Annotated in this window: 15 protein-coding genes; 11 read left to right on the forward strand and 4 right to left on the reverse strand. The window is 71.1% G+C overall.

Annotated features, from left to right (window positions below; all coding sequences use genetic code 11):
• Nucleotides 1–15 precede the first annotated feature (15 nt).
• The 5 genes from kstD (at nt 16) to ABD951_RS03935 (ending at nt 5195) form a co-directional block, all read left to right on the forward strand.
• A complete protein-coding gene (kstD, locus tag ABD951_RS03915) occupies nt 16–1698 on the forward strand; it encodes a 3-oxosteroid 1-dehydrogenase (RefSeq protein ID WP_345342364.1) in 1683 nt (560 codons plus the stop codon).
• Nucleotides 1699–1866: 168 nt separating this feature from the next.
• Nucleotides 1867–2637 carry a putative protein N(5)-glutamine methyltransferase gene (locus ABD951_RS03920; protein WP_345342366.1) on the forward strand — a complete coding sequence of 257 codons (771 nt, stop codon included), beginning with the start codon at nt 1867–1869 and terminating at the stop codon, nt 2635–2637.
• 16 nt (nt 2638–2653) lie between these two features.
• Complete coding sequence (locus ABD951_RS03925; RefSeq protein WP_345342368.1) at nt 2654–2953, forward strand: hypothetical protein; 300 nt, start codon at nt 2654–2656, stop codon at nt 2951–2953.
• Between the two features lie 95 nt (nt 2954–3048).
• Nucleotides 3049–3537 (forward strand): FBP domain-containing protein, encoded by a 489-nt coding sequence (locus ABD951_RS03930; RefSeq protein WP_345342370.1) that lies wholly within the window; start codon nt 3049–3051, stop codon nt 3535–3537.
• Nucleotides 3538–3950: 413 nt separating this feature from the next.
• Nucleotides 3951–5195, forward strand: coding sequence for a serine hydrolase domain-containing protein (locus tag ABD951_RS03935; RefSeq protein WP_345342373.1), 1245 nt, complete (start codon nt 3951–3953; stop codon nt 5193–5195).
• 154 nt (nt 5196–5349) lie between these two features.
• Here the strand turns inward: ABD951_RS03935 and ABD951_RS03940 are convergent, their stop codons facing one another.
• On the reverse strand, nt 5350–5913 hold the full coding sequence (locus ABD951_RS03940; protein WP_345342374.1) for an NAD(P)H-dependent oxidoreductase: 564 nt from the start codon (nt 5911–5913) through the stop codon (nt 5350–5352).
• A 118-nt stretch (nt 5914–6031) separates the two neighbouring features.
• On the opposite strand from ABD951_RS03940, the gene ABD951_RS03945 reads away from it, so the two are divergent.
• Together ABD951_RS03945 and ABD951_RS03950 are read left to right on the forward strand one after the other, a co-directional pair.
• Nucleotides 6032–6610 (forward strand): TetR/AcrR family transcriptional regulator, encoded by a 579-nt coding sequence (locus ABD951_RS03945; protein WP_345342394.1) that lies wholly within the window; start codon nt 6032–6034, stop codon nt 6608–6610.
• A 35-nt stretch (nt 6611–6645) separates the two neighbouring features.
• A complete protein-coding gene (locus ABD951_RS03950; protein ID WP_345342376.1) occupies nt 6646–7431 on the forward strand; it encodes an META domain-containing protein in 786 nt (261 codons plus the stop codon).
• Between the two features lie 22 nt (nt 7432–7453).
• Here the strand turns inward: ABD951_RS03950 and ABD951_RS03955 are convergent, their stop codons facing one another.
• Nucleotides 7454–8008 carry a nucleosidase gene (locus ABD951_RS03955; protein ID WP_345342378.1) on the reverse strand — a complete coding sequence of 185 codons (555 nt, stop codon included), beginning with the start codon at nt 8006–8008 and terminating at the stop codon, nt 7454–7456.
• A 53-nt stretch (nt 8009–8061) separates the two neighbouring features.
• Here ABD951_RS03955 and nadE point away from each other — a divergent pair, with 53 nt between their 5' ends.
• On the forward strand, nt 8062–8901 hold the full coding sequence (gene nadE / locus ABD951_RS03960; protein WP_345342380.1) for an ammonia-dependent NAD(+) synthetase: 840 nt from the start codon (nt 8062–8064) through the stop codon (nt 8899–8901).
• A gap of 4 nt (nt 8902–8905) precedes the next feature.
• Complete coding sequence (locus tag ABD951_RS03965; RefSeq protein ID WP_345342382.1) at nt 8906–9691, forward strand: SDR family oxidoreductase; 786 nt, start codon at nt 8906–8908, stop codon at nt 9689–9691.
• Here ABD951_RS03965 and ABD951_RS03970 read toward each other — a convergent pair whose 3' ends face one another.
• Both ABD951_RS03970 and moaA read right to left on the reverse strand, forming a co-directional pair.
• On the reverse strand, nt 9692–9958 hold the full coding sequence (locus ABD951_RS03970; RefSeq protein WP_345342384.1) for a MoaD/ThiS family protein: 267 nt from the start codon (nt 9956–9958) through the stop codon (nt 9692–9694).
• Nucleotides 9951–11018, reverse strand: a complete 1068-nt coding sequence (gene moaA / locus ABD951_RS03975) for a GTP 3',8-cyclase MoaA (protein ID WP_425569765.1) — start codon at nt 11016–11018, stop codon at nt 9951–9953. The genes ABD951_RS03970 and moaA overlap by 8 nt, the downstream gene beginning before the upstream one ends.
• A gap of 101 nt (nt 11019–11119) precedes the next feature.
• Here moaA and ABD951_RS03980 point away from each other — a divergent pair, with 101 nt between their 5' ends.
• Nucleotides 11120–12304: a molybdopterin molybdotransferase MoeA gene (locus ABD951_RS03980; protein WP_345342386.1), complete on the forward strand. Its 1185-nt coding sequence runs from the start codon at nt 11120–11122 to the stop codon at nt 12302–12304.
• Between the two features lie 44 nt (nt 12305–12348).
• Nucleotides 12349–12479, forward strand: a 131-nt coding sequence (locus tag ABD951_RS03985) for a cyclic pyranopterin monophosphate synthase MoaC (RefSeq protein WP_345342399.1), incomplete at its 3' end; no start/stop codon positions are given.

A 12479-nucleotide genomic window follows, 5' to 3' on the forward strand; every position in this document is an offset into this window, starting at 1 on the left:
ACGGAGGTTGATCGAATGACGCAGGACCCCAACGGAATGGACGACACCGTCGACCTGGTCGTCGTCGGGTCGGGCGCGGCCGGGATGGCCGCGGCCATCACCGCCGCCCGCAACGGCCTGAGCGTGGTCATCGTCGAGAAATCCGAGTACTGGGGCGGCTCGTCCGCCCGGTCCGGTGGCGGGGTGTGGATCCCCGGCAACTCGGTGTTGCGCAGGCAGGCACCCGACGACGATCTCGAGTCGGCACGCACCTACCTGACCAGCATCGTCGGCGAGGACGCCGACGGCGACCGCATCGACACGTACATCGACCGCGGACCCGAGGCCCTCGACTTCCTGATCGCGAACTCCGGACTCGACCTCGAATGGGTGCGGGACTATTCGGACTACTTCCCGGAGGCGCCGGGCGGCCGGGCCGCCGGACGTTCGTGTGAACCGCGTCCGTTCGACGCCCGCGCGCTCGGCGACGACTTCCCGACGCTGCATCCCTCCTACACGAAGGCCCCGCTCGGTGTCGTCGTCAAGCAGTCCGACTACCGCTGGCTGAGCACCGGACTGCGGCACTGGCGCGGGCCGCAGCGCATGCTGGCGGTCGGGGCCCGCAGCGTGCTGGGCCGACTGCGCCGCAAGAAGCTCGTCGGCCTCGGGTCCGCCCTGATGGGCCAACTGATGCTCGGCGTCCGCGCGGCCGGGATCCCGGTCCGGTTGGGTACCGCGATGGCCGACCTGCTCACCGACGGCGACCGGGTGGTCGGCGTGGTGCTCGACGACGGGAACTCGCGGAGCACCCTGCGTGCCCGGCGCGGCGTCGTCCTCGCCTGTGGCGGGTTCGACCACAACGCCGCGATGCGACGGCAGTACCAGCGCGACCCGGTCGACACGTCATGGAGCCTCGGCGCGCCCACGAACACCGGTGACGGTATCGCCGCCGCCCTGCGCGTCGGCGCGGCCGTCACGCACATGGACGACGCCTGGTGGGCTCCGTCGATTCCGCTCCCGAACGGGCCGTGGTTCGCACTGGCCGAGCGATCGCTGCCGCGGAGCCTGATGGTCAACGATCGCGGGGTTCGGTTCATGAACGAGTCACTGCCCTACGTCGAGGCGACCCACCGGATGTTCGGCGGACCGTTCGGGCAGGGCGACGGCCCGGCCGAGAACCTCCCGGCCTGGCTGATCTTCGACCAGACCTACCGGGACCGGTACATGTTCGCGAGTGTTCCCGCGCGCCGACCGCTTCCCCGGTCGTGGCAGCGCTCCGGTGTGATCACCAGCGCCGGGACGATCCCCGAACTCGCCGCGCAGATCGGCGTCCCCGCCGACGCGCTGGCCGCGACGGTCGACCGGTTCAACTCGCACGCCCGCGCCGGCAGCGACCCCGACTTCGGCCGCGGCCGCAGCCGATACGACCACTACTACGGCGACATCACGAACAAGCCCAACCCCAGCCTCGGCGAACTGACCACGCCACCGTTCCACGCGGCGCAGATGATCCCGGGCGACCTCGGCACCAAGGGCGGTGTCGACACCGACGGCGCGGGCCGGGCGCTGAGGACCGACGGGACCGTCATCGAGGGCCTCTACGCCGCCGGCAACACGAGCGCCCCGGTGATGGGCCACACCTATGCCGGCCCCGGCGCCACGATCGGGCCGGCGATCGTGTTCGGGTATCTCGCGGCGCTCGACGCCGCGGGGCGGTGACCCCGGGTCGACCGACCACCACGGGTCACCGCTCGCCACGGCCACACCGGAAATGCGGATGCGGACGGCGCGCCGATGGTCCACGATGGTGGGCGCCCACCACCCGGTGCCGCCCACCAGAACAGTGAGGTTCCGCCCACGTCCACGCAGTCCCCCACCCCGACCGACGTGATCGCGACCCTGCGCTCGGCAGGGTGCGTCTTCGCCGAGGACGAGGCGCGGCTGCTGCTCGACGCGGCCCGGGACGGCGCGCAGCTCACGACGATGGTCCAGGAGCGCGTCTCGGGGCGTCCCCTCGAACAGATCCTCGGCTGGGCCGAGTTCTGCGGCCTCCGCGTCGCCGTCGAACCCGGCGTGTTCGTGCCGCGCCGGCGCACCGAGTTCCTGGTGCGCCAGGCCGCCGCACTGCTGGCGACCGACGAGGCGGTCGTCGTCGACCTCTGTTGCGGATCGGGTGCGGTGGCCGCCGCACTCGCCTCCGCATCGAGGTCGATCGTCCTGCACGCCAGTGACATCGATCCGGTCGCGGCGCGATGCGCGGAGCGCAACCTCGCGCCCGGTGCGGTGCACTGCGGCGACCTGTACGACGCACTGCCCGCGGACCTGCGTGGGCGCGTCGACCTGCTCGTCGTCAACGCCCCGTACGTCCCGTCCGACGCGATCGCGACGATGCCGCCCGAGGCGCGACTGCACGAACCGCACGGCGCGCTCGACGGCGGCGCCGACGGCGTCGACGTCCACCGGCGGGTCGCGGCCGGCGCGCCGGAGTGGTTGGCGCCGGGCGGACACCTGCTGATCGAGACGAGCGAACACCAGGCGGATCTCACCGCCGAAGCCTGCGCGCGCGCCGGCCTCGCCCCGCGCCCGATCCACTGCCCCGAACTGGGTGCGACCGTCGTCGTCGCGGCCGCACCCGGAGCGGGATCCGGCCCGGCGTGACCCCTACACTGCCGCCGTGGCCCTTTCCCTCTGCGTCCTGCTGTGGGCTCGCCCCGGCGAGGAGGACGGTCTCGTCGCGTACGAGGACCGGGTCCTCGCTCTCGTCACCGAACACGACGGCCGGGTCCTCCAGCGCGCCCGCACCGACGGTTCCGACGAGCAGCCGCTGGAGATCCAGCTGATCACCTTCCCGTCGCAGGCGGCGCTGGACGGGTACCTGACCGACGAGCGTCGCGTCGCCCTCGCCGCCGAACGCGACCGGGTGGTCTCCCGAACCGAGACGATGCGGGTCATACTTACCGGGGAGCCCGCGTAGGCACCGGGGCCGGAAATACGGTTGCCCCGGCGGCGTCGGCGTCCGTACCGTCGGTCGGGCTTTCCGTCCCGCCGTCCGAAGGAGCCCCGCTCGCCATGATCCCGGTCACCGAGAACGAGATCCGGGCGTCGTTCGTCAACTGCTCGAAGGGCGACGCCAAGCGGTTGTCCGTTCCCCGTGACCTCGACGAACGCCCGTGGGAGGACATGGATTTCCTCGGCTGGAGCGACCCGTCACTCGCGGGACGATGCTACGTCGTGGTCCCGCAGGGCCTCGACCTCGTCGGAATCGCGCTCCGAGCGGCCAAGGGAGGATCCGGCCGGACCGGGATGTGCGCGATCTGCATGACGACGCACACCGGCGGCGGCGTCACCCTGATGACGGCGGCCAAGGCCGGTGAGGCGGGCCGCCGCGGCAACTCGGTCGGCATCCTGATGTGCGCGGACCTGGCCTGCTCGCTGTACGCCCGAAACAAGAAGCGGCCGGCTCTCGGCAACCGGTACCGCGAGTCCCTCTCCACCGAGGAGAAGGTGCAGCGGGTCCGCGACAACATCGACGCGTTCCTCACCGGGGTCCAGGGCTGACATCCGTGAATGTCACCGATAGGTGGCGGTCATCGGCCGTTGCTCGATGGCGGTCATGTGCCGATGACGAGGGTGCTGGCGGCGGCCTCGACGACGTCGTTGGTGATGGTGGTCAAGTCGTTGATCGTCAGGACGCGTTGGATCCGGGACCTCGGTGCCCACGCGCCGAAGAATCGCTCGATGACTTCCGAGCTCCACCCTCGGTAGCGGGATGCTGAGCAGCATGGTCGCCCCGGTGCCCCCATCAAGCGATTACAGAACACCGCCACTTACCGCTGACATTCACAGGCAGAACGACGACAGCTGGGCCCTGTAATACAAAAGATCATTTGCCGTACGTCGATACGAGTGTTCGGGATCATCAGTAACAGTCGGAGGAAGGTGCAGTACCCGGCTGCATCGAGGAGGCGACAATGGTGTTCAAGATCGACGTACCGCCGGAAATGGTGCATGGTGAGGCTGACGAGGGCTACGGGCCCGTCGCAGATCAATTCCGGCGCAACTTCGCCGAGCGAGGCGAGGTCGGTGCAGCCTGCGTGATTTATCGCGACGGTGTCAAAGTTGTGGACCTGTGGGGCGGCTACCGCGACGGCCACACCCGGGCGCCCTGGCTCGCGGACACGATGGTCCTGTTGTTCTCGACAACCAAGGGGATTGCGTCGCTGGCCTGTGCAGTCGCTCACTCCCGAGGCCTGCTCGACTACGACGCGAAGGTGGCGACGTACTGGCCGGAATTCGCGCAGCAACGCAAGCAGGACGTGACCGTACGACAGCTGCTGTCACACCAGGCGGGACTTTGCGCGATCGACCGTCATTTGTCTGTCGAGGAGCTCGCTGACCTTGATTTGGTCGCCGCAGCAATCGCCGCCCAGCGCCCCGCGTGGACGCCGAGCACGCAGCACGGGTACCACGCCCTGTCTCTCGGGTGGTACGAGGGCGAGCTCATCCGCCGCGTTGACCCGGCGCATCGAACGCTGGGCCGATTCTTCGCCGAAGAGATTGCCGCACCGCTCGATCTCGATTTTCATATCGGGCTGCCCCAGTCTGTCGATCGCGAACGTATCGCTCGCCTGTATGGGTACACCCAGCGAGAGATGTTCCTGCACCTACATCAAATGCCCTGGCGCTTCGTCCTCGCAGTGACGAAGCCCCGCAGCATCAGTGCCCGTGCGTTCGCGAATCCGAAAGCGACGATCGAGAATTACAATCGGCTCGATCTCCAGACAATCGAGCTGCCGGCCGTCAACGGCATCGGGCGGGTGGATTCGGTCGCGAAGGCCTATTCCGCGGTTGCCGTTGGTGGAACCGCGCTGCATCTGGGCCGAGACACCCTCGATGCCCTCAGCCAACCTGCGATTCCACCGCGCAACGGGTTACGCGACGTGGTCCTTCGTGTCGACACGACCTTCTCACTGGGGTACATGAAGCCTTTCCCTGACTTCAGGTTCGGCAGCAGCGCTGGGCTCGCGTTCGGCACCCCGGGGTTGGGTGGCTCGTTCGGATTCGCCGATCCGGACACCGGCATCGGCTTCGGGTACGGCATGAACCGCTGCGGTTTCCATCTCTGGGACGATCCTCGCGAGGTATCGCTTCGCAACGCACTCTACGTAGATGTTCTGGGCGAGATGCCGCAGCGTCGCGACTCCTCCCATCGCTGACCCGCTTCACAGACCTCCACAACGCACCACCAACCAACGGCGCGAAATCACCGCCATTCATCGCTGCGAGTCACAGCTGACACCCGCCCGGTCCCGGACACAACGCAGGCCCGGGCGGTGCGCTGCACCACCCGGACCTGCGGAAGAACGTGCGTCAGGCGTTGACGAGCTCACCGGCGGCAGCGACGAGTCCGGAGACGACCGCGGCGACCTGGGCGGCGACCTCGACGCTCTCGCTCGGGTGCCTGTCACCGAACTTCTCGTGGGTGGCACCGATGGAGATCGAGACGTCCTCCAGCACCGACCCGCCGGCGATCTTCACGGCCTTGCGGGTGTCCTCGTGCGCCCACGCGGCGGCGTTCGGCGACGGCGACGCGCTGATGACCGCGACCGGCTTGTCCTTGACGGCACCGGTGCCGTACGGGCGGGAGATCCAGTCGATGGCGTTCTTCAGCACGGCCGGGATGGTGCCGTTGTACTCGGGGGTGACGAGCAGCAGGGCGTCGGCCTCGGCGGCGGCGGCGCGCAGTGCCAGGGCCGCGGCCGGGGCGCCGGCGGCGTCGAGGTCCTCGTTGTAGAACGGCACGTCGCCCAGGCCCTCGTAGATCGTGACCTCGGCGCCCTCGGGGGCAACCTTGGCGGCGGTCTCGGCGAGCTGACGGTTGACGGAGGCGGCACGGAGGCTGCCGACGAGGGCGAGAACGCGGGTCTGGGACATCGGAGATCCTTCGCAGGTTCGTGGGGCTGGGTGATCCAGTACGACGAGCATAACCGGACCGCGGTCCACTTCTATTCCGCCGGGGTAGCATCGCCTCGTGCAGCCCACCTCCGTCCCGATGGCCGAGCCCGTCGAATCCGAACGCTGCGACGCTGCACGAAACCGGGCGTTGTTGCTGGATGCGGCCGCCCTCCTGGTCGCCGAACGCGGCGCCGACGCCGTCACGATGGACGCCGTCGCGGCCCGCGCCGGTGTGGGAAAGGGCACAGTCTTCCGCCGCTTCGGCAGCCGATCCGGACTGATGCACGCCCTGCTGGACCACACCGAGAGCGAACTGCAGAACGCCTTCCTGTTCGGCGCCCCCCCGCTCGGACCCGGCGCCGACCCGATCGACCGGCTCGTCGCCTTCGGCCGCGCCCGGCTCTCGATGGTCGAGGTCCAGGGTGACGTGCTCCGCGCGGTCGAGAACTCGCCCGAGCTGCGGTTCGGCGGCCCGGCCCGGCAGGTGAGCCTCACCCACGTGCTGACGCTGCTGCGCGAGTCGGGCACCGTCGGCGACCTTCCGCTGCTCGCGCACAGCCTCCTCGCGCCGCTGGAGGCGTCCCTCGTCCTGCACCAGGTCCGCGACCTGGGCATGCCGATCGAGCGGATCGCCGACGCCTGGGAGGACCTGGCGCGCCGCGTCACCTCGACCTGAGCCCCGACGGCGACCACGCTCACTAGGCTGCAGCCATGCGCCTCATCCGAACCGCCGTCCTGGCGGCCCTGGCCACCGCCACCCTGGCCGGCTGCTCGAATTCGAGTTCGGCGGCACCGGAACCACCGCAGGCCGACCTGCTCGGCCGCACGTTCGTCTCGACCTCGGTCGAGGGCACCCCGATCCCCGGCGGCGGCCCGCTGATGGTGTCGTTCGTCGCGCCGGACCGGATCGCCGGGACCGCCGGCTGCAACCGCGCCACCGGCACCGCCGACTTCTCGAACGGCACGATCACCACCGGCCCGATGGCCACGACGATGATGGCCTGTCCCGGCGAGCGCGGCGCGTCCGACGCGTGGCTCACCGGATTCTTCGAGGCGAACCCCGCCTGGGCCCTCGACGGTGACACCCTGCGACTGCGCACCGCCGACTCGACCGTGACGCTGCTGGACAAGAAGGTCGCCCAGCCCGATCGACCGCTCACCGGAACCACCTGGGTGGTCGACTCCACGATCAGCCCGACCGCGGTCACCTCGTCGCGGGCGATCGAGGAGTCCTCGCCGACCCTGCAGATCGCGTCCGACGGCGGCGTCACCGGATCCACCGGCTGCAACACCTTCACCGGCACCGCGCAGATCTCCGGCGACACCGTCACGTTCGGCCCGCTGGCCACCACCCGGATGGCGTGCCCGGCCGACGTCGCCGAGGTCGAGCGTGCGGTGCTGACCGCGCTCGACGGCAGCACCACCGCGACCGTCGACTCGGACCGGCTGCGCCTGATGAACGCCAACGGCAACGGGCTCGGGCTGCACGCCCAGTGACCTCGGGCCGGTGGGGCGCCGATCAGTAGTGGTCGGCGAGCCAGGCGCCGAGCACGCGCGCGCTCGCGTCGATCTGGGTCGGCCAGTCCATCGCGGACTCGTCGGCCCGGTCGCTGACGTGTTTGACGAGCCGGCACGGTGCCCCCAGCCGCGCGCAGGCGGCGGCGACCGCGAAGCCCTCCATGTCGACCAGGTCGGCGCGGCGCGCCAGTTCGTCGCGCAGCACCGGGTCGGAGACGAACACGTCCCCGGTGGCGAGCACCGATCCGTCCCCGTCGGGAAGCGAGATCCGTTCCTGCGCCGGATAACCCAGCGACCGGAGCACCTCGGCGCTCAGATCGTGGTTGAGGACCTCGGACGGGACGTACAGGCCGGTGTGGTGGCCGTGCAGGGCGCCTGCGGTGCCGATGTTGACGACCGTCGGCCGGGCGCCGGCCGGGTAGCGGCACAGCGCCTCGGTCACCGCGATCGCCGCGTCGACCTTCCCGATGCCGGTGTGGATCACCTCGAATCGGGACGGGACGTGCGCGGACTCGGGCGCGGTGGCGGACACGACGAGAACGGGGGCCTGGGTCACGCGAGAGACAGTAGCCTTCGCGCCCGGCCCCCCGTCTCGCTAGAGTCACGCGCATGGCCACACTGCGTGCTCGAATCCTGGAGGAACTCGGCGCGAAGCCGACGATCGACCCCGCCGCCGAGGTGCGCGCCCGGGTCGACTTCCTCAAGGCGTACCTGCGATCGACACCGGCCAAGGGCTTCGTCCTCGGTATCAGCGGCGGTCAGGACAGCACCCTGACCGGTCGGCTGTGTCAACTCGCCGCCGAGGAGTTGCGCGCCGAGGGCCATGCCGCCGAATTCGTCGCGGTCCGGCTGCCGTACGGGGTGCAGGCCGACGAGCACGACGCCCAGATCGCGCTGAAGTTCATCAGGCCGGACCGGTCGATAGCCGTGAACATCAAGCCGAGCGCCGACGCGGCCGCCGCCGAGAGCGCCGCCGGCCTCGTCGAGGTGCTCGGCCACATCGGTGAACTGCGGGACTACGTGCGCGGCAACGTCAAGGCCCGCGAACGGATGGTCATCCAGTACGCGATCGCCGGCGAGCTCGGGCACCTGGTGGTCGGCACCGACCACGCCGCCGAGGCGATCACGGGATTCTTCACCAAGTACGGCGACGGCGGCGTCGACGTCACCCCGCTCACCGGCCTGTCCAAGCGACAGGGCGCGGCGCTCCTGCAGCACCTCGGTGCGCCGGAGACCACCTGGAACAAGGTGCCCACCGCCGACCTCGAGGACGACCGCCCGGCGCTGCCCGACGAGGAGGCACTGGGCCTGCGCTACGACGAGATCGACGACTACCTCGAGGGCCGCGACGTCACCCCCCGGGTGGCCGACAAGCTCGAGACCATGTATCGCAACACCCGCCACAAGCGGAACGTGCCGGTCTCCCCGCTCGACGACTGGTGGAAGTGACTCCGTGACCACCGTTCTGGTCGCCGGCGGCACCGGAACGGCGGGCCGGGCCGCCGTCGCGGAACTCGCCGGACGCGGCCACACCGTCCGGGTGCTCACCCGACGGGTCCCGCCCGGGTTGCCGGCCGGTGCGGTGCACACGCCCGGGGACCTGACGACCGGCGCCGGTCTGGTCGACGCGCTCGCCGGGGTGGACGTGCTCGTCAGCGCGGTGGACGGCCGCACGAAGGCGACCCGTCCGGTGTTCACCGACGGCGCCCGGAACCTGGTCGCGGCCGCCAAGACCGCCGGGGTGCGCCGGGCGGTGCTGCTGTCGATCGTCGGGGTGGACCGGCTGTCGTTCTCGTACTACGCGGCGATCGCCGAGCAGGAGCGGATCTGGGCGGCGTCGGACGTGGACACGACGATCGTGCGGTCCACCCAGTTCCACACGCTGCTGTCGGCGGTGTTCGCCGGCGCCGCACGCGTCGGGGTGCTGCCCGCCGTGCGGGGCGCCCGGTTCCAGCCGATCGCACCGGCCGACGTGGGCCGGGCCCTGGCGGATGCCGCGCTCGCGGACGCGACCGCCGGCCGGGTCGAGGTCGGCGGGCCCGAGGTCGCCTCGATGCGCGACCTCGCCCGGACGTGGAAGCGGGTCACCGGATCCCGCGCCGTGGTGCTGGGTCTGCCGGTCCCCGGCGCACCCGGCCGATTCCTGCGCGAAGGCCGCAACCTGACACCCGAGAACCGCTACGGCACGGTCACTTTCGAGCACTGGCTCACCGAGAAGCGCCGACTCGCAGGGAACTGATCAGCCACCCGCGAACGGCGGCAGCACGTCCACCCGCGCGGCCACCGGGACGTCGAGGTCCCGGGTCAGCTCGTCACCCTGCAGGAACGCCGCGACCGTGAGCACCCGCTCCATCGCGGCACCGTGACGCTCGACCAGCGCCGCCCGCAGATCTCCGAGGGTCGCGCCGACCGGCAACTCGACGGACTGCTCACCGCGACCGGCCGCCTCCTCCGCCGCGGCGAAGAACCGCACCGTGACCGCCCTGAGGGTCGCCTGTTCAACCACCGATCGCTCCCATGCTCCGCTGCGGCGGCTCGAATCCCGCCGCGTCGATCCCGTGCCCGGCCCACTTGGTCCACATCGCACCCCGCCACAGCCGCGCGAGATCCGCGTCGCTCGCCCCGGACCGCAGCGCCTCCCGCAGGTCGACCTCCGCGTCACTGAACAGGCACGACCGCACCGTGCCCTCCGCCGTCAACCGGGTCCGATCGCAGTCCGCACAGAAGCTGCGTGTCACCGACGCGATCACGCCGACCGTCGCGGGGCCGCCGTCGACCAGGAACTCCTCCGCAGGCGCGGACGGATCCTCCCGCCCCGCCTCGGTCAGGTCGAATCGCCGACCGAGCACCTCGAGCAGGCGCTGCGCGTCCACCATCGACGACCGCGCCCACGCATGATCCGCGTCGAGCGGCATCTCCTCGATGAACCGCAGATGCACCCCCTCGTCGAGGCACCACCGCAGGAGATCGGCTGCGCCGTCGAGTGTTTCGGGCATCAGCACCGCATTGACCTTCAGCGGCGTCAATCCGGCCCTGGCCGCGGCCCGGATCCCGGCCAGCACCGACGGCAGCCGGTCACGGCGCGTCAGTTCCGCGAAGTGCGCCCGGTCGACGGTGTCGAGGGAGATGTTCACCCGCGTCAACCCGGCGTCGACGAGGCCCTGCACGCGGTGCTCGAGCCCGACGGCGTTGGTGGTCATCGCCAGCGGCGTGCCCGGGACGGCGCGCGCGCAACCGCCGACGATGTCCTCGAGGTCGCGGCGCATCAACGGCTCGCCCCCGGTGAACCGCACCTCCCGGACCCCGAGGTCGCGCACCGCGATCCGCACCAGCCGCACGACCTCACCGGCGGTCAGCAGCCTCGACTGCGGGATCGCGGGCAACCCCTCCGCGGGCATGCAGTACGTGCACCGCAACGAACACTTCTCCGTGATCGACACCCGCAGGTCACGGGCGACCCGACCGAAGCGGTCGACCAGCTCCGGGACGTCGGGGCGGTCGGTGACGTCGACGCTGCTCCGCACGCGCGGCAACCCGACCGGAACCGGCCGCACGGTCGACGTCATCGCGTCTCCACCTCGCTCACCAGACCAGTATGACCGTCGGTCGGCGTGCGCCGCGCGGTGCGGGGCCGCCTAGGATGGTGCCCCACGCCACAGGGAGGGTCATGACCAGCAGATCCGTCGAGGACCACGCACACGCGGTCCGCCTGCTGCTCGACCGCGCGCTGGCGCCGGCGACCGAGCACGTACCGGTACCCGTCGCGCTGGGCCGGGTGCTGGCCGCCGACGTCCACGCCCCGATCGACCTGCCGCTGTTCCGGAACTCGCAGATGGACGGGTTCGCGGTCGCCGCGGACTCGCTCCGCGGCGTGCCGGTCACGCTGCCGATCGCCGCGACCATCGCCGCCGGGGACGCCGGTCCGGAGCGGCTCGACCCCGGGACCGCGGTGCGGATCATGACCGGCGCCCCGGTCCCAGCGGGCGCCGACTGTGTCGTCCCGGTCGAGGACACCGACTCCGACGACGACGTGGTGTGCGTGCTGGTGCCCCGCCGGCGCGGCGAGTTCGTCCGCGACCGCGGCAGCGACGTCCACGCCGGTGACGTGCTGCTCGCCGCGGGCACCGAGTTGACCCCGCGGCACCTGGCGATGTTCGCGGCCGTCGGCCTGACCGCCCTGCCGGTGCGCCGGCGTCCCCGGGTCGCGGTCATCGCGACCGGCGCCGAACTCGTCCCCGCCGGAACGGCGTTGGCGCCCGGGCAGATCTACGATTCCAATTCGACCGCGCTCGCCGCGAGCGTGACCGCGAACGGCGGCGAGGTCGCCTTCGTCGACCGCAGCACCGACTCCCCGGAGCTGTTCCGGGACATGCTCGCCCGGGCCACGGAATCGGCCGACGTCGTCCTGACGTCCGGCGGCGTGTCGATGGGCGAGTTCGAGGTGGTGCGCGAGGTGCTCACCCCGCTGGGCGGGTGGTTCGGGCACGTGTCGATGCAGCCCGGCGGCCCCCAGGGTCTCACCGAGGTCGGCGGCGTCCCGGTGCTCAGCTTCCCGGGCAACCCGGTCAGCACCCTGGTCTCGTTCGAGGTGTTCGCCCGCCCCGAGTTGCGCCGATGCGCCGGACTCGCCCCGCTGCCCGCGGACCACGCGAAGCTCACCGGCCCGCTCGAGTCCCCGCCCGGCAGACGCCAGTTCCTGCGGGGGCGGCGGGTGCCGCAGGGTGTGACACTGGAGTCGGGGCCGGGATCACACCTGGTCGCGGCGCTGGCCAGGGCCGACGTACTGATCGACATTCCGGAGGACGTGACGACGATGCAGGCGGGAGACGACGTACGGGTGTGGCAGCTGTGAGCGAGCCGAATCTGACCCACCTCGACGGCGAGGGCCGGGCACGGATGGTCGACGTCGGCGCGAAGGCCAGCACGACCCGGATCGCGGTCGCCGCCGGCGAGTTGCAGACCACCCCCGAGGTGATCGCCCTGGTCCGCGCCGACGACATGCCGAAGGCCGACGTGCTGGCCACCGC

The organism is Rhodococcus olei, from assembly GCF_039540555.1.
GTDB classification, from domain to species: domain Bacteria; phylum Actinomycetota; class Actinomycetes; order Mycobacteriales; family Mycobacteriaceae; genus Rhodococcus_G; species Rhodococcus_G olei.